Annotated in this window: 16 protein-coding genes, 1 tRNA gene and 1 pseudogene; 9 read left to right on the top strand and 9 right to left on the bottom strand. The window is 70.2% G+C overall.

All coding sequences use genetic code 11. From position 1 onward, the window contains the following. Positions 1 to 144: 144 nt before the first annotated feature. The 4 genes from QP939_RS03615 to QP939_RS03600 form a co-directional block, all read right to left on the bottom strand. Complete coding sequence (locus tag QP939_RS03615) at positions 145 to 2,070, bottom strand: zinc metalloprotease (RefSeq protein WP_285455091.1); 1,926 nt, start codon at positions 2,068 to 2,070, stop codon at positions 145 to 147. A 721-nt stretch (positions 2,071 to 2,791) separates the two neighbouring features. Further along, positions 2,792 to 3,988, bottom strand: coding sequence for a tyrosine-type recombinase/integrase (locus QP939_RS03610; protein ID WP_285455090.1), 1,197 nt, complete (start codon positions 3,986 to 3,988; stop codon positions 2,792 to 2,794). Positions 3,989 to 4,107: 119 nt separating this feature from the next. After that, entirely contained in the window at positions 4,108 to 4,428 is a 321-nt protein-coding gene (locus QP939_RS03605) for a helix-turn-helix domain-containing protein (protein WP_285455089.1), read from the bottom strand. A 359-nt stretch (positions 4,429 to 4,787) separates the two neighbouring features. Beyond that, positions 4,788 to 4,860, bottom strand: a tRNA-Ala gene (locus QP939_RS03600). A 280-nt stretch (positions 4,861 to 5,140) separates the two neighbouring features. On the opposite strand from QP939_RS03600, the gene QP939_RS03595 reads away from it, so the two are divergent. The 6 genes from QP939_RS03595 (at position 5,141) to QP939_RS03570 (ending at position 13,554) form a co-directional block, all read left to right on the top strand. Beyond that, a complete protein-coding gene (locus tag QP939_RS03595) occupies positions 5,141 to 7,321 on the top strand; it encodes an RICIN domain-containing protein (protein WP_285459632.1) in 2,181 nt (726 codons plus the stop codon). A gap of 149 nt (positions 7,322 to 7,470) precedes the next feature. Beyond that, positions 7,471 to 8,040 carry an HdeD family acid-resistance protein gene (locus QP939_RS03590; protein WP_285455088.1) on the top strand — a complete coding sequence of 190 codons (570 nt, stop codon included), beginning with the start codon at positions 7,471 to 7,473 and terminating at the stop codon, positions 8,038 to 8,040. Between the two features lie 13 nt (positions 8,041 to 8,053). Beyond that, entirely contained in the window at positions 8,054 to 8,980 is a 927-nt protein-coding gene (locus QP939_RS03585) for a ribonuclease Z (protein WP_285455086.1), read from the top strand. Between the two features lie 10 nt (positions 8,981 to 8,990). Beyond that, the gene (locus QP939_RS03580; RefSeq protein ID WP_285455084.1) at positions 8,991 to 10,643 is read left to right on the top strand and encodes a response regulator; all 1,653 of its coding nucleotides are present in this window, start codon (positions 8,991 to 8,993) and stop codon (positions 10,641 to 10,643) included. Beyond that, positions 10,640 to 12,061: an ATP-binding protein gene (locus QP939_RS03575; RefSeq protein WP_285455083.1), complete on the top strand. Its 1,422-nt coding sequence runs from the start codon at positions 10,640 to 10,642 to the stop codon at positions 12,059 to 12,061. The genes QP939_RS03580 and QP939_RS03575 overlap by 4 nt, the downstream gene beginning before the upstream one ends. Then, positions 12,061 to 13,554, top strand: coding sequence for a carboxylesterase/lipase family protein (locus QP939_RS03570; RefSeq protein WP_285455082.1), 1,494 nt, complete (start codon positions 12,061 to 12,063; stop codon positions 13,552 to 13,554). Before QP939_RS03575 ends, QP939_RS03570 begins: the two co-directional genes overlap by 1 nt. Before the next feature lie 107 nt (positions 13,555 to 13,661). On the opposite strand, the gene QP939_RS03565 is transcribed toward QP939_RS03570, so the two are convergent. From QP939_RS03565 to QP939_RS03555, 3 genes are all read right to left on the bottom strand, one after another. Next, a complete protein-coding gene (locus QP939_RS03565; RefSeq protein ID WP_285455081.1) occupies positions 13,662 to 14,480 on the bottom strand; it encodes an LmeA family phospholipid-binding protein in 819 nt (272 codons plus the stop codon). A 58-nt stretch (positions 14,481 to 14,538) separates the two neighbouring features. Next, positions 14,539 to 14,790 carry a hypothetical protein gene (locus tag QP939_RS03560; protein WP_285455079.1) on the bottom strand — a complete coding sequence of 84 codons (252 nt, stop codon included), beginning with the start codon at positions 14,788 to 14,790 and terminating at the stop codon, positions 14,539 to 14,541. 609 nt (positions 14,791 to 15,399) lie between these two features. Continuing rightward, entirely contained in the window at positions 15,400 to 16,293 is an 894-nt protein-coding gene (locus tag QP939_RS03555) for an ornithine cyclodeaminase family protein (protein ID WP_285455078.1), read from the bottom strand. Positions 16,294 to 16,337: 44 nt separating this feature from the next. Between QP939_RS03555 and QP939_RS03550 the strand changes: the two genes are divergently transcribed. From QP939_RS03550 to QP939_RS03540, 3 genes are read left to right on the top strand one after another with little or no spacing between them, the layout of a single operon-like run. Further along, the gene (locus tag QP939_RS03550) at positions 16,338 to 16,946 is read left to right on the top strand and encodes a pentapeptide repeat-containing protein (RefSeq protein WP_285455077.1); all 609 of its coding nucleotides are present in this window, start codon (positions 16,338 to 16,340) and stop codon (positions 16,944 to 16,946) included. Positions 16,947 to 16,974: 28 nt separating this feature from the next. Next, positions 16,975 to 17,574 carry a sulfite oxidase-like oxidoreductase gene (locus tag QP939_RS03545; RefSeq protein ID WP_285455076.1) on the top strand — a complete coding sequence of 200 codons (600 nt, stop codon included), beginning with the start codon at positions 16,975 to 16,977 and terminating at the stop codon, positions 17,572 to 17,574. Beyond that, complete coding sequence (locus tag QP939_RS03540) at positions 17,544 to 18,287, top strand: ferredoxin reductase (RefSeq protein WP_285455075.1); 744 nt, start codon at positions 17,544 to 17,546, stop codon at positions 18,285 to 18,287. Before QP939_RS03545 ends, QP939_RS03540 begins: the two co-directional genes overlap by 31 nt. 4 nt (positions 18,288 to 18,291) lie before the next feature. Here QP939_RS03540 and QP939_RS51755 read toward each other — a convergent pair. Both QP939_RS51755 and QP939_RS03525 read right to left on the bottom strand, forming a co-directional pair. Further along, positions 18,292 to 20,980: pseudogene (locus QP939_RS51755) on the bottom strand (helix-turn-helix transcriptional regulator). Further along, positions 20,977 to 22,107 carry an Hsp70 family protein gene (locus QP939_RS03525; protein WP_285455073.1) on the bottom strand — a complete coding sequence of 377 codons (1,131 nt, stop codon included), beginning with the start codon at positions 22,105 to 22,107 and terminating at the stop codon, positions 20,977 to 20,979. The pseudogene QP939_RS51755 and the gene QP939_RS03525 overlap by 4 nt, the downstream one beginning before the upstream one ends. Positions 22,108 to 22,325: the final 218 nt, after the last annotated feature.

Raw genomic sequence — 22,325 nt, 5'->3', positions numbered from 1 at the left:
TGGTGTGCCGGACGCCCGGCACGCCGAGGGGCTGGCGAGACCGCAGAGCTGCGGTCGCTCGGTCTGGGTATGGCACCGGCAGGGCTCGGCGTCTGGAAGTGGTGCGGTGGCCCGCTGCGGGCTGAGGGGCCACCGCACCGGTCTTCAGAGCCTTGTGGGCGTGACGCCGGAGACTGTCCAGTCGTCATTGGTGAAGTTCACGACTACGCCTTGGCGGCCTGTCAAGGCATTCAGCGGAATGCGCACCTCGAAGGTCTGCCCGTTTCCGGCGCGGACGGTCGAACCGGGAACCGGCTGCCCCGGTGATCCGTCAGGCTCGACCGGCGACCAAGTCAGGACGCCGTCTGTTGTGGTCGATACCGGTACGGTGAGGGTGACTGACGACCGGTCTCGTGCGGTGACCTTCGCCGTGAGCGTCGGGATCGGATTGACCTCCGCGGCCAATCGGGTCCGTTCCTCTCGTGTCGGCTCGGCGAGAGCGCGCTGGTCCGCGAGCGCGATCGGCCCGGGGTAGGTGGTCGAGGACTGGCCGATCAGGTCGCCGCCGTAGAGCAGGGTGCTCCAGTCTTCGTGGGGAGACAGCGTGCGTTTGGTGTTCAAGAACGCGAACCCATCCTTTTGTCGGACGTACCTTGGGAAGTCGATGTTCGCTGAAACTGGGCTGGGCTCGCGTCCGGACTTGCAGTTCCAGTCGATCCCGGCCCCGAGCTTGACGGTCCGCATCTTTCCGTCGGCCGGGCAGTAGTAAAATGTGCGGGCCGCTGCAGGGATCGAATTGTCCAGTTTCTGGATACCGGCGGGCTCCGACAGCGAGTTTTCGTCGAGAACGGGGAGGCTGGCGGGGCCCCATTGGGAGTATGTGAGGCCGATACCGGGTACGCCGCTGTGGGAGAAGTTGTAACTCATGACCGACAGGTAGTTTGGTTTGAACTGGTCTTCCAGGTCGTCGGTGGCCATGGGGCCGGCTCCGCCGTGATGCAAACCGAGGTTGTGGCCCAGTTCGTGCATGAGGTTGGCGGCTTGGTCGGCGTCCGACGCAGCGCACGTGTGGCGGAGACCGCCGCCGAAGAACAGGAACCGGGGCACTCGCCGCGTTCCGCAGTTGTTCACGACGATGAACTGCCCGGGAATTCTGTCCGTTTGGCCCGCGTAGTCGGCTCGGTCCCAGTGAGCGGACACGACGTAGTGGAACGCGTTCAGTTCGGGGTCCGCCTTATAGCGTTCGAAGATCTTCAGCCAGTCCGGATCGTTTTTCGATGCGCGAAGGGCGTCGGACTCGGATTCGGACAGTGTCGTCGTGCCCTTGATCACATGCAACCGGATGCCCGGTTGCTGGTCTTGGTTCTGAACTGGAGCTTTCGCGAAGGCGTCGATGAGCAGTTGTGTCGCCTTGTCGCTGAGCTCGGCGCCTTTCTCGCTATCGATGTGGAGGAAGATGTCTTTGTGCAGGCTGCTGGCACCGAGGGAGTGCAGCGCGCCGTCGAACACTCCTCCGCCGAGGTCGCGCCCAGGCGAGTCCTCCCAGCTGTCGGGGATCCCGTCTCCGTCGGTGTCCTTGGCGAGGTGCCCTGGGCGTGCGGTGAGGGACGCCGCGGTCAAAGCGCCTTCCAGCGAGAAGTACGAACTGCTGCCGGGGGCGAGCGGGGTGGTGAAGTCCACCTCCGCAGAGTCCGGAATCGCCGGGTCGGTGGTGAACGTGTTGTCCGGCCCTTCGTAGCCGGTAGGAGCCGGATACGAACAGCCGACGTAAGTGCAGAGCCCGTCCCCGTCGAAACCGGACAGATCGCTGCCGGTCCCGGTGACGGTGACAGCGTCGACAGCGGTCGACGACAGGTTCACGATGCCGATCAGGCTGTCGTCAGCTCCGTCGTAGGGGCCGACTCCGTTGTCGCCGGCCACGGAAACGGTTCTGTCCGCGTTGACGATCAGCAGGATGGCACAACCTGGTGCCGAGCCGACGGCCGGGCATTGGTGAAATGGGGGCGTCGTCGACGTCGGCGTGTCCGCCGACGCTGTGGCCGCGCCGCCACCCAAGGCCATGGTCAGAGCAGCGGCCAGGATGACGCACATGCCTCGCCTGTACTTGCGGTTCTGCCGAGCTCTGGTTCGTCCCTTGACGAGGGATCGGGGACCTCGTAAATCATCGGGTGCTGACATTTGTCACCAGCTTCACGGTTGACGGTGAGTAGTTCGGTCCTCTTCGTCGACGGATCGAGCTTGTTCAGAGTCGGAAGCTGCCGAGTATTGTTACGCACGTCGATAATTTCCGTGCTGAAGGTGGTTTGACATGGAGAAATTTGTGACGCTGCCGCTTCGTTGTATGGTATTGCGTGACTGTCGGACAGCTCGGTCGGGTAATTGTTTGCGGTCCGTATACCCTTCGCGCTTACATTTCAGCCGGGTGCGGTGACCTCGCGCCGCTTACATCGGCCGTGTCGGCTTCGCACCTTCTAGAACGGAGTACACCCCGGCCAGGGTCCGCGTGGGCACCTCACGGGCCATCAGGTCAAGGAGCACTTCCAGGCGCAACTCATCGCTGTCGAGCTGCTGGCGACCGCATCGATGGCCGCTGGTGGATATACACCAGCTCCGCGCGCAACCTCGTTGAACGCTAACAATGCGAGTTCTACGCCGCGGGGGAGGCGTGAGTATCCAGACGCGCCGGCGCCGCACAATACGGTCACTCCCGAAGGGAGACGTGGCATGAATTCATTATGCTCCGCGTTGGCCTAAACCACGATCATTCTTCAAGGCCTCGTCGGCTACTCGGGGTGACAGCTAGTTGCACGACTCATGCGCAGGTGCGCCACAGTGCGTCTGCAGCTGTGGTCTTGGAGTCGGCGACTGCTTTGTCCCATCGTGCTTGCAGGCTGTCGAGGAGGCGTTGTTCGACTGCGGCGGCGACGTGGGAGTAGGTCTCTTGGACTTTGTCTTGGAGGACGTGGCCGAGGCGGAGGGCCTGGGCGATTTCGGGGATGCCGTCGTCGATCATCCAGGTTTTGTGGCTGTGGCGGAGGCCGTGGAAGGTGAGGCCGGGTTTGGTTGGTTGGAGGCGGATGGCGGGGTTGGGGATGTGGAGGTTGCCGTCGGCGGCGGGGCGGAAGGCTCGGCGGGAGAAGTTGCTGCGTCGGTGCCATTCGAGGTTGGGGGTGACGAAGACCTGGCGGTGGTTGTGGGTGGTCAGGTGCCAGCGGAGGAGGCGGACGAGGAACGGGGGCAGGCTGATGGTGCGTTCGGACTCGTCGGTTTTGAGGTGGCCGAGGTAAAGCGGGCCGCTGCAGGGTTCGTGGAGGGCGCCGATGTCGGGGTCGAGGTAGATGGAGCCGGTGTCGTCGTCGTAGAGGTGGACGTTGGCTCGGTCGAGGCCGGTGAGTTCGCCCCAGCGGGCTCCGGTCCAGCCGCCGGTGACGACGAGGATCGCTCCGCATGGTCCGTACTTGAGGGCGACCTGGTCGGCAACGTGGAGGACCTCGGCTGGTTCGCCCCAGATCTTGCGCGGGGTGCGCTGGGCGCGGCGGCGGCGCCCGCGGCGGCGGGCGACGAGAGGGTTCGCGGCGATCAGCTTCTCCGGCACGGCGTCGGAGAGCAGAAGCGAGAAACACTTGATGATGCTGTCGACCGTGGTCTTCGCCAGCCCGGAGGCGCGGAGCTTCTTCTCCCAGGTGCGGATGCCGAGGTTGGTGAGTTCGCCGAAGCCGGTGGTGCCCCAGCGGGGGAGGATGTGGACTTTGAGGAAGCTGCGGTAGTTCTCTTCGGTGCGTTGGTCGATGTCGAGGGAGTCGAGCCAGGCAGGGGCGAATTCGGCCACAGTTATGCGGCTGTCTTCGGGGTCGATCCAGGTTCCGGTGCGTTGTTCGTGGAGCATGGTGCTGATGTGGTCTTCGGCTGCGGTGGCGTCGGCGAAGCCGGAGATGGCGCCTTTGGTGCCGTCGGTGCGGCGGTAGCGGACTCGCCAGGTGTCGTCGCCGGCGGGTTCGGTCCAGGGCACGGTGAACTCCTGCGCTGTGGTGAGGGGGTCGCGTGGTGGTGCGTGTCCAGGACCGCTCCATAGGCGACAGAGGGGAAGCGTGTTCGGCGAAGAACCTCGTCGTGGTACCGGAACGGGTGTCAGCGACGGGTGCGGCGTCGGCGTCCGGGGCGGCCGGTCTGGTCGCGGTTGCTCGGTCCGCGGTGGCCGGCGGCGACGATGGAGCGGAGGTCGTCTTCGGTGAAGCGCAGGTGTTTGCCGACGAAGGTGCAGGGAATGAGGCGCTGGCCGGCTTTGCGGCGGAGCCAGGACTCGCCGACGGTCAGTCGCTCGGCCGCGGCTGTCGGCGTGTAGAGAAGCCGGCCCACTTCGTCGGTGGAGGAGTTGGTGGGCTGGGAGTGGCTCGGTGGCTCGAGTGCTATGGGGTCGGATCGCCGCAGGGCTTCATCGTCGGTCTGCATGGCTGCCTCGCAGTGAGCGACGGGTCGTGGTCGCTGCTAACTCCGTCCAGCCGCAGCGGAGGAGACAGGACTGCGCTGATGCGCGGCGAACCGCTTCGAGCCGAGACTCGACGAGGGAGCTGAGCTTGCCGCCGGCGGCACGAAGGTGCGCGCAAAGAACCTCTGGCGTCCACCCGTCCGGGGGACGCTACTGGGGCACTTTTCGTGACCCCATTTCTCCGCCATCCGGCCTGTGCCCCAGTTTTGCCCCAGCTACTAGCCGGTAGCTGGACTTGTCCTTGACGAAACTCAAGATCCGGCACAACGAAAAAACCGCCCTACCTGGATCTTCGGAACCGGTGGGCGGTGTTTCGTCACGGTGGAGCTAAGGGGACTCGAACCCCTGACCCCCTCACTGCCAGTGAGGTGCGCTACCAGCTGCGCCATAGCCCCGGAGCGAAGTTCAACTCCGCATCTCGTGTGTCCATACATTACACCCCGCCCAGAGCCCCTCCACACGGGGGTCCCCTCCGTCGCGCCCAGCCCCTGACCTGCGGTTTTACACCTTATTTTTAGTCGTGTATTGACTCCGGGTGTGGTCGCCGTTACATTTTGCGCGGTTGTGACGCCGAGGTCCCCGCCCGTTACGCCGCGTCTACCCCCAGACCGGGCACGCCTCTGCCGTTTCCTGCTCTACGCACGCCGCGATGCGCGGCAGAGGAGGTTTCGCATGATGACGAGACGGCGGGCGGTGGTGCTGCTCTCCGCGGCATCCGCCCTGGTCGCGGGCCTGCTGACGATGAGTCAGGCCCAAGCCGCGGTCACCCCCGACGGTTGGTACACCGTCACCGCCGCCAACAGCGGCAAGTGCGTCGATGCCCGGGCCGCCGGGACGGCGAACGGCACCGTCGTGCAGCAGTACTCCTGCAACCAGACCGCGTCGCAGGAGTGGCAGTTCCAGTCCACCGGTGACGGCTACTTCCGGGTGAACGCCCGCACCAACCCGGCCGCCGCCTGGGACGTCACGAACGTCTCCACCGCCGATGGCGGCCTCGTGCAGCTCTGGACCTACGGCGGCGGCGCCAACCAGCAGTGGCAGGCCGTCGACGAGGGCAACGGCCGCTACCACTTCGTCAGCCGCAACAGCGGGAAGTGCCTCGACGTCCCCGGCGCGTCCACCAGCGATGTCCAACTCCAGCAGTACGCCTGCAACGGCACCGCCGCGCAGTCCTTCACCCTGAACCCCGTGAACACGACGCAGCCCGGCCAGCCCGACTTCGGCCCGAACGTGGTCGTCTTCGACCCCTCCATGCCGAGCTCCACCATCCAGAGCCGGCTCAACAGCATCTTCAGCCAACAGGAACGCAACCAGTTCGGCGGCCAGCGCTACGCCGTCATGTTCAAGCCGGGCACCTACGCCAACGACGTCAACGTCGGCTTCTACACGCAGGTGCTGGGCCTGGGCTTGAGCCCCGACGCCGTCACGATCAACGGCGCCGTGCACGTCGAAGCCGACTGGTTCCCGCCGCAGAACGCGACGCAGAACTTCTGGCGCGGCGCCGAGAACCTGTCCGTGAACCCGAACGGGGGCACCGACCGGTGGGCCGTCAGCCAGGCCGCGCCGTACCGCCGCATGCACGTCCGCGGCAACCTGCAGCTCGACGACGGCGGCTGGGCCAGCGGTGGCTGGATCTCCGACACGAAGGTCGACGGCCAGGTCCGCTCCGGCTCGCAGCAGCAGTGGATCTCGCGCAACTCGCAGTTCGGCAGCTGGTCCGGCTCGAACTGGAACATGGTCTTCGCGGGCGTCCAGGGTGCTCCGGCCAACACCTTCCCGACCCCGCCTTACACCACGGTCGCCCAGACGCCGGTCGTGCGCGAGAAGCCGTTCCTCTACATCGACGGCTCGGGCAACTACCAGGTGTTCGTCCCCGGCGTGAAGACCAACGCGTCCGGCGCGACCTGGGCGGGCGGCGCCGCACCCGGCACCTCGATCCCGATCGACCAGTTCTACATCGCCAAGCCGGGCGCCACCGCGGCGGACATGAACGCCGCGCTCGCCGCGGGCAAGAACCTGCTGGTCACGCCCGGTGTCTACCACCTGAACCAGGCGCTGCACGTGACGCGGCCGGACACCGTCGTGCTCGGCCTCGGCATCGCGACCCTGGTGCCGGACGGCGGCGTCACCGCGATGAACGTCGACGACGTCGACGGCGTCAAGGTCGCCGGCCTGCTGATCGACGCCGGCACGACCAACTCGAACACCCTCATGCAGGTCGGTGCCGCGGGCTCGAGCGCGGACCACGCGGCGAACCCGACGTCGCTGCACGACGTCTTCTTCCGGATCGGCGGCGCCAACGTCGGGAAGGCGACGAACAGCCTGGTCGTCAACAGCAACAACGTGATCGGCGACCACATGTGGATCTGGCGCGCCGACCACGCCGACAACAACGCCTACGTCGGCTGGAACACCAACACCGCCGACACCGGGCTCATCGTCAACGGAAACAACGTGACGACGTACGGGTTGTTCGTCGAGCACTACCAGAAGACGCAGGTCGTCTGGAACGGCAACGGCGGCCGGACGTACTTCTTCCAGAACGAGATGCCCTACGACGTGCCGGACCAGGCGGGCTGGATGAACGGGTCCACGAAGGGCTTCTCCGCCTACAAGGTGGGCCCGAACGTCACCACCCACGAGGCGTGGGGGCTGGGCAGCTACTGCTACTTCAGCACCAACCCGTCGGTCGCCAGCGCGCACGCGTTCGAGGCGCCGAACACGCCGGGTGTCCGGTTCCACGACATGGTGACCGTGTCGCTCAACTACCAGGGCACGATCACGCACGTCATCAACACCACGGGTGACACGACCCCGACCGGCACCAAGCCGGTCAACCTGGTCAGCTACCCCTGAGCAACCGGCGTGCGCCGTGGTGGCGGCCGCGGCGCACGCCGGTCCTAAGTGTCCGGACACAAAGGACGCATGGCCCGAACGGGTGGTGAACCGCGCCAACCAGGCGTTTTGCCGCGATACTGGGTGCCCCGTCACCCGAGGAGCGGCGCATGACCTCCTTCGCAGCGTTTTCCGTCGTCGAACCCCGCAAGGCCTGGCCGATCGCCGCCGTCCGCGGCGTGTTCGCCGTGCTCTTCGGGCTCTTCGCGCTGATCTGGCCCGGTGCCACGGTGCTCGTCCTGGCCATCCTGTACGGCGTGTACGCGATCGTCGACGGCATCGGCGGCCTGATGCAGGCCTTCCGCCCGGGCGACGCCGCCCACCGCGCCGCCTACGGGATCCTCGGCGCGCTCGGCATCATCGCCGGGATCCTCGTCCTCGTCTGGCCCGGCATCACGGTGCTGCTGCTGGCCCTGCTCGTCGGCCTGTGGGCGATCGTCACCGGCATCGCCGAAATCGCCGCCGCGGTCCGGCTGCGCAAGCAGATCCGAGGAGAAGCGTTCCTCATCGCGGCCGGCGCCATCTCGGTGCTCGCGGGCATCCTGATCGTGATCAACCCGATCGCCGGCGCGTACGGCATCGCGCTGCTCGTCGGCATCTACGCCCTGCTCTACGGGATCATGCTGCTGGTGCTGGCCTTCCGGTTGCGCAAACTGGGGGACACCACGCCCGCCGCCTGAGTAGCGTGCGGGGGTGTCGACCCGCGAACTGGTGGTGCTGGGCACCGCGAGCCAGGCGCCCACGCGCCACCGCAACCAGAACGGCTACCTCCTGCGCTGGGACGGCGAGGGCATCCTCTTCGACCCCGGCGAAGGCACCCAGCGCCAGATGCTGCGCGCGGGGGTGGCGGCCACGGACCTCACGCGGATCTGCGTCACCCACTTCCACGGCGACCACAGCCTGGGCCTGCCCGGGGTGATCCAGCGGCTGTCCCTCGACAAGGTCCAGCACCCGGTCCACGCCCACTTCCCGGCGTCGGGCGCGCACTACTTCGCGCGGATGCGGCACGCGACGGCGTTCTACGAGCAGGCCGACCTGCGCGAACACCCGATCACCGACGACGGCCCGATCGCCACCGGGAAGTTCACCCTCGAGGCCCGGCGGCTGAGCCACCCCGTGGAGGCGTTCGGCTACCGGCTGGTCGAGCCGGACGGCCGCACGATGCTGGCCGAGCGGCTGCGCGAGCACGGCATCGAGGGCCCGGACGTCGGCCGGCTGCAGCGCGAGGGACGGTTGGGCGACGTCCGCCTCGAGGACGTCAGCGTCCCCCGCCGCGGCCAGCGGTTCGCGTTCGTCATGGACACCCGCCTCTGCGACGCGGTGTACGCCCTCAGCGAAAACGCCGACATGCTGGTGATCGAGTCGACGTTCCTCGCCGAGGACGCCGCCCTGGCGAAAGACTTCGGGCACCTGACCGCGCAGCAGGCGGCCCGTGTCGCGGCCGAGAGCGGCGTCCGCCAGCTCGTGCTGACGCACTTCTCGCAGCGCTACCCCGAGTCGGAGCGGTTCCTGGCCGAGGCCAAGGCCGAGTTCGACGGCGAGATCGTGGTGGCCGAGGACCTGGAGCGGGTCCAGGTGCCGAAACGCCGGTCCTCCCCAGCCGGCCACCGGGCGCCGTAGGCTGCACGTCGTGAGCCAGCCGATCCTGATGACCGTCGACGACGATCCCGCCGTGTCCCGCTCGGTCGCCCGAGACCTGCGCCGACGCTACGGGAAGGACTACCGCGTCATCCGCGCCGACTCCGGCCCGGACGCCCTCGACGCGCTGCGCGAGATCAAGCTGCGCGGCGACGCCGTCGCGGCCATCCTCGCCGACTACCGGATGCCGCAGATGGACGGGATCGCCTTCCTCGAGAAGGCGATGGACCTGTTCCCGCACGCCCGCCGCGCCCTGCTGACCGCCTACGCCGACACCGATGCCGCCATCCAGGCGATCAACGTCGTCGACGTCGACCACTACCTGCTCAAGCCGTGGGACCCGCCGGAGGAGAAGCTCTACCCGGTGATCGACGCGCTGGTCGAGACGTGGAAGGCGGTCGGCGACCGGCCGGTCGAGGAGGTCAAGCTCATCGGCCACCGGTACAACTCGCCGTCGTTCCAGATGCGCGACTTCCTCGCGCGCAACGCCGTGCCGTACCGCTGGTTCTCCGTCGACGACGAGGAGGGCGCCCGGATCCTGCAGGCCGCGGAGGCGACCGACAAGGACATCCCGGTCGTCGTCACGCCGGACGGCACCGTCCTCAAGAACCCCTCCGGCAGCGAGATCGCCGACGCCGTCGGGTTGTCGACCCGGCCCGCGCAGGAGTTCTACGACCTCGTCGTGATCGGCGGCGGGCCCGCCGGGCTGGGCGCCGCGGTGTACGGCGCGTCCGAGGGCCTGCGCACGGTGCTCGTCGAGAAGAAGGCCACCGGCGGCCAGGCGGGCACGAGCTCGCGCATCGAGAACTACCTGGGCTTCCCCGACGGCGTCTCCGGCGCGCAGCTGACCGACCGGGCGCGGCGCCAGGCGCAGAAGTTCGGCGCCGAGGTGCTGACCGCGCGCGACGTCGTCGGCCTGGAGGCCCGCGGGTCGCAGCGCGTGATCACCTTCGGCGACGGCAGCGAGATCGCCGCGCACTCGGTGATCCTGGCCAGCGGCGTCACCTACCGCGCGCTGGAGGCCGAGGGCATCGAGGAACTGACCGGCCGCGGCGTCTACTACGGCTCGGCGGCGACCGAGGCCCCCGAGTGCAAGGGCGAGCACGTCTACATCGTCGGCGGCGCGAACTCCGCCGGGCAGGCCGCGGTGTTCTTCTCCCGGCACGCCAGCGACGTCACGATCCTGGTGCGCGGCGCGTCGCTGGAGGCGTCGATGTCGCACTACCTGATCGAGCAGATCGCCGGCATCGAAAACATCCACGTGCGCACGCACACCACCGTCAAGCAGGCCCACGGCACCGAGCACCTCGAGCGGCTCACGCTGTGCGAGAACGGCGTCACCGAGACGGTCGAGACCGGGCACCTGTTCATCTTCATCGGCGCCGCCCCGCGCACGGACTGGCTGGGCGAGGGCATCCACCGCGACGACCACGGCTTCGTGTGCACGGGGCCGGACCTGCTGAGCGGCGGGCAGCGGCCGGCGGGCTGGCCGCTCGACCGTGATCCGCACTACCTCGAGTCGTCGATCCCCGGCGTGTTCGTGGCCGGTGACGTGCGGTCGCAGTCGGTCAAGCGGGTGGCCTCGGCGGTCGGCGAGGGCGCGATGGCCGTGACGCTGGTACACCGGTACCTGGAGGAACAATGAGCGCACTGCCGCGGGAGGAGCTTCGCGGGCTCTTCCTGTTCGAACACCTTTCCGAGGAGCAGCTCGACTGGGTCGCCGCCAACGGCGTCCTCGAGCGGTACGACGGCGACACCTTCGTCATCCGCGAGGGCGACGAGGCGACCTGCTTCTACGTGATCCTGTCCGGCGCCGTCCGGATGACGCGGCTGGTCAGCGGCACCGAAGTCGAGACGAACCGGTCCGACCAGCGCGGTGCCTACTTCGGTGCGACGCAGTTCTTCGTCCACCAGGAAGCCGAGCACCGCTACGGCGCTTCGGTGCAGGCGTTGAGCGACCTGACGCTGCTGGCGCTCCCGGCGAACGAGTTCGCCGTCGAGTTCCGCCAGTGGTTCCCGATGGCCACGCACCTGCTGGAGGGCATGTACCTCGGCTGGCGCAACAGCGACACGGTGATCGGCTCCCGCCGCCGCCTCCTGGCTCTGGGTGAGCTGTCGGCGGGCCTGACGCACGAGCTGAACAATCCGGCCGCGGCCGCCGTCCGGGCGACGTCCGCCCTGCGCGAGCGCGTCGCCGGGATGCGCCACAAGCTCGCCTTCCTGGCCAAGAAGGACATCGAACCCGAGCTGCTCTACCAGCTCATCGACGTCCAGGAACGCCTGGTCAAGCAGGTCGCGCAGGCCGAGAAGCTGACGGCGATGCAGCAGGCCGACCGCGAGGACGAGATCGGCGACTGGTTCGAGGACCGCGGCATCGACGGCGGCTGGGACCTCGCCGACATCTACGTCCGCGCCGGGCTGACCACGGCCGACCTGGACAACGTGCTGGAGCAGGTCGGCGACACCTTCATCGACGGCGCCGTCCGCTGGCTCGCCTACGCGCTCGAGACCGAGATGCTGATGGGCGAGATCGAGGACTCCACCACGCGGATTTCGGCGCTGGTCGGCAAGGCCAAGCAGTACTCCCAGATGGACCGCGCGCCGCACCAGTGGGTCGACGTCCACGACGGCCTCGACTCCACGCTGGTGATGCTGTCCGGCAAGATCGGCGACGGCGTCCGCGTCGTCAAGGAGTACGACCGGAGCCTGCCGAAGGTGCCGGCGTACCCGGCCGAGCTGAACCAGGTCTGGACGAACATCATCGACAACGCCCTCGGCGCGATGAAGGGCGAGGGCACGCTGACGCTGCGCACCTGGCGCGTCAACGACCAGATCCGCGTCGAAATCGGCGACACGGGCCCGGGCATCCCCGCCGACATCAAGCCGCGGATCTTCGAGCCGTTCTTCACCACGAAGCCGGTCGGCGAGGGCACCGGGCTGGGCCTGGACATCTCGTGGAAGATCGTCGTCGAGCGCCACCAGGGTGACCTGCGCGTCGAGTCCGAGCCGGGGAACACCCGGTTCGAGGTCTGCCTGCCGACGGTCGAGCAGGCCTCGCTCTGATGGCGGCCGTCCCGACGGTCACGACCGAGCTCGGGGCGCTGGTGGGGCTGGCGGGCGACGGCGTCCGCGTCTGGCGCGGGATCCCGTACGCCCGCCCGCCGGTGGGGGAGCTGCGGTGGAAGGCACCGCAGCCGCCTTCGCTGCCCCGCGGGGTGCACGTCGCGACGGAGTACGGCCCGCACGCGATGCAGGCGCCGGACCCGATGAACCCGACCGCGGTGTGCGACGAGGACTGCTTGTACCTCAACGTGTGCACGCCGGAAGGGCCCGCGCCGGAGGGCGGCTGGCCGGTGCTGTTCTGGTTGCACGGCGGCGGTTACCGCGTCGGGCACGGCGAGCAGCTGGGCGACGGCGAGGAGTTCGCGCGCGCCGGGATCGTCGTCGTCACGATCAACTACCGGCTCGGCTCGCTCGGGTTCCTGCACCTCGCCGGGATCTTCGGTGACGCCGAGGCGGACGCCGGGGTGTGCGGGCTGCTCGACCAGATCGAGGCGCTGAAGTGGGTGCGCCGCAACGTTTCCGCGTTCGGCGGCGACCCCGCGCGGATCACTGTTTACGGCGTTTCCGCGGGCGCGAAGAGCCTCGGGAACCTGATGGGCAGCCCGCTGGGAGCGGGGTTGTTCGCGCAGGCGATCAGCAGCTCCGGCGGCGCGGACCACGTCGCGACGCCGGAAGCCGGGACGGCGCTGGCGCGACGGCTCCTGGACGAAGTCGGCTGCCACGACCTCGAGGCGCTGCGGGCGTTGCCCGCCAAGGAGTTCGTCGAGGCGCAGGAGCGGATCCTGACGGGGTTCCAGGCGCTGTGGCTGTGGCGGCCGACGGTGCACCCGCGCGTGCTGCCCGAGGTGCCGATCGAGCCGATCCGGCGGGGGAGCGCGGCCGGGATCCCGCTGCTGATCGGCTGCAACAGCAACGAAGGCAGCACGTACGCCATGATGCTCGGCGACGACGTCGCGACGGCCCCGGCGTCCGGTGTGCTGACGGGCATCCTCGGCGTGGACGGGGCTTCGCACCTCCTCGACACTTATCTTCGCCGCGTGCCGGATTTGCGGGCCGCGAAGATCGCCGCGATGGGCGATGAGCGCTACGGCGTCCCGACGCAGCGGCTCGCCGACGCGCAGTCCGCGCACGCGCGGGTTTACCGCTACCGCATCGACATCGCCGCGCCCGGCGTGCCCGAGCAGCTCGACGGCGGCCACGGCACCGAGACGACCATGGCGTGGAAGACGCCGTTGCCGCTGTACGCGCAGGCCGCCGACGTCAATCCCGCGCGGGAGCGGGCGGCGTTGCTGATCCACCGCTGCTGGGTGCGGTTCATCCGGGACGGCGTCGCCTCCGCCGATGGTCCCGAGTGGCCGCCGTACGGGCCGGAACTGCGGCCCGTGATGGTGTTCCGGGAGGACACGGACCTGGTGCTGGATCCGCGGGCGGACGAGCGGAAGGCTTGGGGCGACACGGAATGGGCGTCCGGGACCTGGTTCCCGGTGGGCTGATCGTCCGTCCCTTGTGGACATACCTGTGTGGGTGATGATGTTCGAACGCGCGTTCGAGTAGCTTGGTCTGTGCGGGCCGGTCCGGGTCCGCGTGGACGGAGGGGAAGCTATGGACGCGTACCGAGTTTCGGCAGGGTCAGGGTCATGGCCGCGGTGGTCAGCCAGCTCAGCAGGTCGGCCAGCGGAATGCGGGAAAGCCGTTCCGGCCATTCCTCCGCCACTGTGTGCAGCACGAGCTCGTCGTGGCGCGGTTCGACCTTCGTCAGCTTTATCCCCGGCGGGAGTTCCGGCAGGGGGAGCACGATGGGGCGGAAGCGCTTCGGCGGCCGGAGTGACTTCTGTCCGATGTGGAGGGTTCGCGGTTCGAGCACGACGGCGTCGTCCGCCACGTGCGGCTCGAGGGTCAGGTGGCCCCAGTGCGGGCGCTTGGCCCAGTGGATCCGCAGCAGACCGTTTTCCGCCGGGGCCGCGACGATCCCGGGGCGGACCGCCGCCACCCGTTCCCGCAGCACGTCCGCGGACACCGCGATCCGCAGTTCGACCCGCGCGGGGATGGCGGCAGGCGTGGGCAGCGAGCGGAGGCGGACGTCTTCGGCGAGCACGGTGACCCGGCGCAGGAGGATGCTCCCGCCGTCGGGTTCGGGCTCGGGCCAGTCGACGTCCTCGGCGACGATCCGGACGTCGCCGACCCGTCCGGTGGCCAGCCGGAGGCTGTCGGCCGGGTAGTCGAGTTCGGCGAGGGTGAGGCCGACTTCGCGGTCCCCGACCTTGGCGGTGAGGCGGCGCCCGACGAGCTGTTCGGTGACGGTGCGCACGAGGGCCGCGGGCGTCACCGGGACGTTCGGGAGCAGCGAACGCCCGGCCGCGGCCAGCCCAGCCAGCTCAGGCCAGGGCGCCCAGCCGTCGAACCACCTGCCGTCGCTCATCCGTCCAGTGTCGCCGAAGAACACTGAAGGCGGCGACGGCGGGTGGTCCCGCGGGTCATCAACCCGCGAAGCGGGCGATGATGCCGGTGATGACCAGCCAGAACACCGCGGCCAGGCCGAAGTCGAGAATCACGGCCAGGCTCGGGTTGTCCACCGGGAACAGGCCCGGGAAGAACAAGGCGAGAGGAACCGCCAGTGACTTGATGAAAACGAAGAAGGCGTTCCCGGCGTTGGCACCGGCAAGCACCATGATCATGTAGAGCACTTCGATCCCCGCGAAGATCGCGCCGATCGCCGTGATGACCCGCACGGCCGTGTTCCGTCTGGTGGTGGTTCGCCAAGGAGACATGTCCAGAAAATTCCCGGATCGGGTGACCGATCAAACGCGCCAAGCCTCAGATTGCGCCGTTCGGCCGCTTCCGTTGCTCTCCGACGCCGGGATCGGAACGCTCAGTGAGCTGTCGCTCGCACTTGGGCGCCAGTTTGGCGGGGCTCGCCTCTACCGCTCGCGTGCGGCTGACGGCCGGGCGGAAGGCGGCCGGGGTGGGCGGGCGCCGATGCGGAGGTGTGCGCTCCGCGGCCGGAGGCGGCGCGGCGCGCCACGCGCGGCGGTTGGCCGCCCGCGCCTCGCGCACGCGTACCGGGTGCCGCGTGCCGCGCGCCATGTGCGGCAGTTGCCGCCCGCGCCCAGCACACCGCGCCAGCGCATCGCGGACCGCGCCGCGTGGCGCCCGCGATGTACGGCGGTTGGCCGCCCAGCGCTCCGCGCCCGCGGACCGCGCGGCCCGAGCGCCACGTGCGGCGGTCGGCCGCCTGCGGCCAGCGCACCGCGCCCCCGCAGACCGCGCGCGCCTGCACCCCGGTCGGCCGCGCATTACGTGCAGCGGCTGGCAGTCCGCACCGCAACCCCGACCGTCGCCTAGACACGGGCCTCGCCGAGTAACCGGGCGACAGCCCAGTCCTGCACGGCGAGCCCCACCGACTTGAACACCGTCCGCCCACTCACGACAGGAGGTTTCCGCAACGCATCCCCAAGCTCGATGAGCGAGTCCCGCGCCACCAACCCGTTCTCCACGGCATGGATCACCTCACCGGCTTCCTCGAGCACGGCGCTCACCTGATCCACCACCAAACACCCCGCGCTGGCGAGCAACTCCGCGGGAAGCTCCCGCATGGAGGGCAGATAAGACCCGATCGCGTTGACATGAACCCGCTCAGGCAACGCATCCACGTCGAAGAGAGGAGTACTCGACGAGGTAGCACAGCAAACGACCTCGGCATCAGCCACGGCATCCGCGGCGGAGGGAGCCACCACAACGTCCACCCCGGGAAACTCAAGCCGAATCCGCGAGGCGAAAGCGGAGGCACGAGCCCGATCGCGCCCGAACACCGCCAAGCTACGCACCGGCCGAACGGCAGCCACGGCACGCACCTGATCGGCGGCCTGCGCACCGGTACCCAGCAAGGCGAGCCGCGAGGCGGACGGCGGGGCCAGGAGATCAGTCGCCACACCCGAAGCAGCTCCAGTGCGCAGAGTGGTCACCTCGACGGCGTCAGCCACCACCTGCCCCTCGGCGGTGTTCCACACGAGCGTCCCCAGGATCATCGGCGTCCGGCCGGGGGCCAGGTTGAGCGTCTTCACCACCGTCGTGGATGTCGGCGTGTGACAGGCGCTCATCACCAATGTCGTGCCGCCGCCGAAGGACAACCGTTGGGGCACCTCGAAATGGCCCAACTCGAGAAATGCCTCGCGCACCGCGTTGACGGCGGCCGTCATCGGTACGGCCTTGCGGACGTCTTCGGCGTCGAGCATGCGCTGGCCCTCCGGGGTCGGGAACTTGCCGCTAGCCTGGCCGGGTGTCCGATGCCACGCAAGATCCCGTCGAAGAGCAGCGGTTCGTCCGTGACGACTGGTACGGGGAGGAGATCACCGGACGGCACTACCTGCGGTGTGAGTTCCACGAGGTCGACTTCTCCGAAGCCGTCACGCGGAACTCGACCTTCACCGACTGCGTGTTCGGCAACGTGCGCTTCAACGCGTCGCGGCACACGGACTCGGCCTTCACCGGGTGCTCCTTCAAACGGTGCAACTTCTTCGACGCCGAGTTCACCGGGTGCAAGCTCGTCGGCGCCTCGTTCAGCGAGTGCGAGCTGCGGCCGCTCCGGGTCACCGGGGGCGACTGGTCCTTCGCCGGGCTGGCGGGCGCCGACCTGCGGTCCGTCGCCTTCCACGGCGTGCGGATGCGCGAAGCCGACCTCGCCGGGGCGAACTGTGCCGACGCCGTGTTCGCGGACGTCGACCTCTCGGGCGCGGTGCTGCACGCCGTCAAGCTGGCGCGGGCCGACCTGCGGGGCAGTGACCTCTCTGCGCTCGACCCGGTGAACGCCGAGCTGGCCGGGGCGATCGTGTCACCCGAACAGGCTGCGGTGCTCGTCACGTCGCTCGGGCTGCACGTCCGGGCGTAGGCTCGACCGCGACCGGGAGGAGTGCCGCATGGGTGTCGTGACGCCGGGTTTCCAGGGCCGGTCCCGCGGGGGCGACCCGCGCCTGCCGCCCGGGCAGTACCTGGCGCAGGACTTCCCCGTTCTCTCCGCGGGCCCGACCCCGCGCGTGCGCACGGAGACGTGGGAATTCACCGTCACCACGGAGACCGGCGAGAAGCACTCCTGGAGCTGGGCCGACCTGATGGCCCTGCCCAGCGAGAAGCCCACAGTGGACATCCACTGTGTCACCCAGTGGTCCAAACTGGACACGCGGTGGCGGGGCGTCCCGGTGGACACGTTCGTCGGCGGGCTCGCCACCGAGGCCGACTACGTCATGGTGCACGCCTACGGCGGGTACACCACGAACCTGCCGCTCGCCGACCTGCTCGACGGGCAGGCCTGGGTCGCCTACGAATACGACGGCAAGCCGCTCACCCCCGAGCACGGCGGGCCGGCGCGGCTGCTCGTGCCGCACCTCTACTTCTGGAAGTCCGCGAAGTGGGTTCGCGGACTCGAACTGAAGACCCGGGACGAGCCGGGCTTCTGGGAGAACGTCGGCTACCACGACTACGGGGATCCATGGCGCGAACAGCGGTATCAGGGCGACTAGCCTGGCGGGTCGCCCGCCTGGCCGACATCCGCGACGAGACCCCGACGGCCCGCACGCTCGTCTTCGACCTGCCCGGCTGGCCGGGGCACCTGGCGGGCCAGCACGTCGACGTCCGGCTCACCGCCGCTGATGGCTACCGGGCGCAGCGCAGCTACTCGCTCGCCGCGCCCGCCGACGGCGACCGGGTCGAACTCACCGTCCAGCGCGTCGCCGGCGGGGAAGTCTCCGAACACCTCACGGGCCCGTACGCGATCGGGGACCCCGTCGAGATCCGGGGCCCGGTGGGCGGCTGGTTCGTCTGGCGGCCGACGGACCCGGCGCCGGTGCTGCTCGTCGCCGGTGGCTCGGGCATCGTGCCGCTGATGGCGATGATCCGCGCCCGGCGGGCGGCGGGCGTCCGGACGCCGTTCAAGCTGATCTACTCGCTGCGCACCCCGGCGGAGCTGTACTACGCCGAGGAGCTGCGCAAGCCGGTGGCGGGCTTGGACGTCACCTACGTCTACACGCGGGAGCTGCCGGAAGGCCGCCCCGGGATTCCGCGGCGCATCGACGTCGCCACGATCAACACCGCCGGGTGGCCCGCGGAGTTCGGCGCGTCGTGCTTCGTCTGCGGGCCGACGGGGTTCGTGGAGACGGTCGCGGACATCCTCGTCGCGCTCGGGCACGACCCGCACCGGGTCCGCACCGAACGGTTCGGCCCCAGCCGGGACTGAGCGGCTACGGGGCGTCCGGGCGGGACAGCAGCTCCCGCAGCGTGGCCAGCAGCTCCCGCCGGTCGGCCGCACCGAGCTTGCCGCGGATGCGGGCCATGTGGTGCTCGACCGTCTTGCCCGAGATGAACAGCTTGCTGCCGGCCTGCTTGTAGGTCAGCCCTTCGACGACCAGGCGGGCCACCTCCAGCTCGCGCTCGCTCAGCGCCGCCAGGCCCGTCCCGGCCGCCGCCGGCTCGGCGGTGCCCGGGTCGCGGCGGGCCGCCGTGCCCTGGAACTGGCGGGCCGCCTCCAGCAGCTGGACCATCGCCTTGCGGTCCGATGTCCGGATCGCGGCTTGGCCGGCCAGCCGGGACGCGTCCCAGCGCAGGCCGAGGTCGTGCAGCTCGGCCGCGGCCGCGGAGATCGTGTCCGGGTCGAACGAGCCGCTCAGCACGGCCAGCCAGCTCTGGGCCGCCGTCGCGAGTGCGCGTGGGTGGCGGCCGCAATGGGCGTGTGTCATCAACGTCGCCAGGTGGGCCTTCGCCGCGTCCGCGTCCTCCAGCGTGATCGCCGCGTGGAGCTCGTGCCAGACCAGCCACACCGTCCACAGTGGAGGCTCGCCGAGCCGGGCGAGCAATCCGTGGGCGCGTTCGAGCTGGCCGGAGAGTTTGGCGAACGCTCCTGTGCGGGCCGCCGCGATCGCCAGCTCGCCCAGCGGCAGCAGGGTGAACAGGTCCGTCTGCTGCCGCATCGAGGCCTGGTACGCGCGGTTCCACGACCGCTGCAGGCCGACCAGGTCGCTGGCTCGTCGTGCGAGGCCGAGTTCCAGCGTCGCGAAGAACAGCTCGTCGCGGGCCTCGAGTGGCTGTCCGGCGACGGCGTCGTGGTGCTCCGCGGCCGCGGCGAGATCGCCGGCCGTCATCGCGACCCAGCCGAGCAGCAGCCGGTGGCGGGCTTCGAGGAGGTCGCCACCGATCCGGCCGTCCAGTGCGCGCGTCAACACGGACTCCGCCAGCGCCAGCTCGCCGGTGTGCAGGGCGGCGAGCCCGGCGAGCGCCGCCGGGCTGTCCGGGAGCAGGGTGCCGCCCAGCGCGGGCTCCAGCATCGCGGCCGCGCCGAGCAGGGTGGACAACGTCTCGGTCGCGCAGCCGGACACGGAATCGGCGATGCCGCGGGCCATCCGGGTGGCCGCGCCCGCGAACAACGTCGGGGCGACGCCGGGCGCGGGCGAGTCGAGCAGCCGCCGGGCACCGTCGAGATCACCGGTGCCGAGCAGAGCGATCGCCGCGAACGCATCGGCGCCCGCCCAAGTGCCCGCCCAGGTGCCCGCCGAAGCGGCGCTACTCGCCCAGGCGCCCGCCAGGTTCGCGGGAGCGCTGCCCGCCCAGGTACCTGCCGAGGCTGGAGCGGCGCCGCCCGTCCAGGTGCCCGCCGCAGGGTTCGCCGATGCAGTGCCGCCCGTCGAAGGGTTCGCCGAGGCTGCGCTTCCCGACGCATCCGCGGCGGCCCACAGGTTGCCCGGCGCGCTGGCACTGCCCGGCGCCCCGCCACCGCCCGGCGCTCCACCGTTGCCCGGCGCGTTCGCGGCACCCCAACCGTTGCCCGCGGCGGCGCTACTGCGCGAAGCCCAGTGATACAGCTCCGCACTCCGCGCCAGCTCGCCCCGGTGGGCCAGCACGGTCGCCGCGATCGCCGCGCCTACCGCGCGGGTTGCCGGGTCCGCCGCGCCGAGCATTCCGTCGCCCAGGCGCAGTGCCGTGTCCAGGTCGCCGGACAACGCCGCCGCTCGGGCCCAGCCCGCCGTCACCACCGCTGACCTGTCGCCCGCCTCGGCCGCCGCTTCGAACAGCCTGGTCGCCAGGCGGGCGTCCGTCGGCAATGCCTCGGCCGCCGCCGCTGCGAACGCCGCCGCCGCCGATGTTCCCGAGCTTCCCGTGCCGAGCAGCGCTTGGGCCAAGTCCAGCACCGGCAGGCCGTTCGCCAGCTGGAAGCTCGACCAGCCGCTGCAGCGTCGTGAGCCGACGGGCGGGTGGCCCGAAGTCGCGGACCGCCACCGCCGCCAAGGGGAGGAGCGTGTCGTCCGGGGCCAGCAGGCCCGTTGCGCGGGCGCCCTCGACGATCGTGGGCAGCTGGTCCGGGCCTCGGTCCAGCAGCGCGCACAGCAGGTCGAGATTGCGGCCCGCCCCCGCTTCGGCCGCTATCAAGTAGCGGAGCACGTCGTCGTCCAGCTCGTCGAGCTCCGGGCGGAACTCCTCCAGCCGCCCGCGCAGCGCGCGCTCGGCCAGCCTCGGCACGCCGCCACTGCGGGCGTGCAGGTCGGCCGCCGCGGTGGGGTCGGCCGGCTTTCCCGACACCGTTGTCATCAGCCGGGCGATGTCCTCGACGCCCAGCGGGCCGAGCTGCAGCAACGTCCAGCCCGGGGCCACCGCCGCCGGCCGGTGCGCGACGACGATCGGCCCGTCCGCGCCGGTGAGCAATTCCTCGAGCTGGTCGGGGCCGAGCCGGTCGGCGTCGTCGACGAGCAGGGCCTCGATGCCGGCTTCCCGGTACCGCTGGTCGAGCGCGGCGAGCAGCACGCTCTTGCCGTACCCGCCGGGCGCGACGACGGCGAGCCGCAACGGCGTGGCCGGGGCGGCCGCGACCTGGTCGAGCAGCTGCCGGGCGGCCGGGTGCACGGGGACGAGCGGGGAGACCTGCGTGAGCAGTGTGTTCAACAGTGACCTTCACCGGAGGGGGCGCCGGACTGGGCGCAGTGGCTCGGAGCGGGGGACTGGTCGGGGCCGGCGGTGGCTTCGCGGGCGGTGACGGTGATCAGCACGGCCGAGACGGCCGCGGCGAGCACCAGGATCGCGGCGGCGAGGGGGCGCCGCCGCCGGAACAGGTTCAGCGGGCTGCTGCGCTCGGGCAGTTCGAACGGCGTGATGTCGACCGGCGGCCGGGGTGGCCGCTCGCCGAGATCACCGAGCGTGTCCACCTTGGGCAGCAAGGTGGTCTCGACCGGCGGGGGCTCCTGCGGGGTGCCCCGGTGGTCCGCGCGCAGGGCCGCGAGGGCGGCCGCGCCGAGCGCGGTGGTCGCCGGCGGAACCGGTCCCGCGAACACCGGGCACGGCGGGCGGGCCGGCAGCGCGTGCGGGGGGACGTCGCCGCAGAACACGACACCGGCGAGCCCGGCAGGCGACGTCGACGCCGCTCCCGCCAGGGCGAAGAGGGTGCTGAGCGCCGCCGCGGGGGCGACGCCTTCGGCGCTCGCGCCCGGCTGCCAGCCGCTCGCGCCGGTCGCGGTGGCCAGTGTCACGTTCACGCCGTCCGCGCCGAACTCGCACACCCCGGCCGCCGTCGCGCCCGGGCCGGGCTGGGGCAGGTGCGCCCCGAGTGCGGCGACCGAGCCCGGGACCAGCGTGACCGCGGTGAACCCGGCGTCGGCGAGCGCGCGCCGCAGCACGTCGCGGCGGTAGGCGCCCCAATCGCCGGGGTGGGTCAGCACCAGGTGGTGCGGGGGTCCGCCGAACAGGTTCGCCGCGTGCTCGGCGATGCCTTCGACGAGCACGGTGGTGAGCGTCTCGGGCGGGAACGCCTCGCCTTCGACGAGCATCGGGACGTCGTCGCCGATCCGCCGGTGGAAGCCGGTGAGCAGCCGCGACGGCACCCGGGCGCCCGCCTGCGCGGCGGCGTCGCCGGTGAGCAGGTACCCCTCGTCGTCCAGGAACAGCGCGGACGCCGCGGCCGGGGAGCGCTCGCCCAGCCAGAGGGGTTCCGGGTCACCCCAGCCGGGGCCCTGTCGACGGCAGGTCGCGGCGTGGGTCCGTCCCTGTGCCACATCGATCCCGAGGACGTAGGGCAACGGCGCTTCCTCCTCACCTCGTGGGGCCGAACAGGGGAACGAAATCCCCCTAGGGCTCGGGGCATCCTCACCCAAACGGGTTAGTCAGGCAAGGGGTTGGAGGGATTTAACCCAACTGAGCGCGTCTCGGATGAGCCCCTAACTCCCTAACGATGACATATCGATCCCCTATCGGCTGATCGGAGTGCGACTCGGAGTGATCCCCGATGTGCGCTGGG

This window comes from Amycolatopsis nalaikhensis (genome assembly GCF_030264295.1).
GTDB classification, from domain to species: domain Bacteria; phylum Actinomycetota; class Actinomycetes; order Mycobacteriales; family Pseudonocardiaceae; genus Amycolatopsis; species Amycolatopsis nalaikhensis.
Note: the sequence above shows the minus strand (reverse complement) of the source record. Positions and strands in the feature narration are given on the sequence as shown.

Bases quoted from the DNA above. Each gene is read 5' to 3' on its own strand.
- QP939_RS03615 (WP_285455091.1), bottom strand. From the start codon at position 2,070: ATGTGCGTCATCCTGGCCGCTGCTCTGACCATGGCCTTGGGTGGCGGC.
- QP939_RS03605 (WP_285455089.1), bottom strand. From the start codon at position 4,428: ATGCAGACCGACGATGAAGCCCTGCGGCGATCCGACCCCATAGCACTC.
- QP939_RS03595 (WP_285459632.1), top strand. From the start codon at position 5,141: ATGACGAGACGGCGGGCGGTGGTGCTGCTCTCCGCGGCATCCGCCCTG.
- QP939_RS03590 (WP_285455088.1), top strand. From the start codon at position 7,471: ATGACCTCCTTCGCAGCGTTTTCCGTCGTCGAACCCCGCAAGGCCTGG.
- QP939_RS03575 (WP_285455083.1), top strand. From the start codon at position 10,640: ATGAGCGCACTGCCGCGGGAGGAGCTTCGCGGGCTCTTCCTGTTCGAA.
- QP939_RS03570 (WP_285455082.1), top strand. From the start codon at position 12,061: ATGGCGGCCGTCCCGACGGTCACGACCGAGCTCGGGGCGCTGGTGGGG.
- QP939_RS03565 (WP_285455081.1), bottom strand. From the start codon at position 14,480: ATGAGCGACGGCAGGTGGTTCGACGGCTGGGCGCCCTGGCCTGAGCTG.
- QP939_RS03555 (WP_285455078.1), bottom strand. From the start codon at position 16,293: ATGCTCGACGCCGAAGACGTCCGCAAGGCCGTACCGATGACGGCCGCC.
- QP939_RS03545 (WP_285455076.1), top strand. From the start codon at position 16,975: ATGGGTGTCGTGACGCCGGGTTTCCAGGGCCGGTCCCGCGGGGGCGAC.
- QP939_RS03540 (WP_285455075.1), top strand. From the start codon at position 17,544: ATGGCGCGAACAGCGGTATCAGGGCGACTAGCCTGGCGGGTCGCCCGC.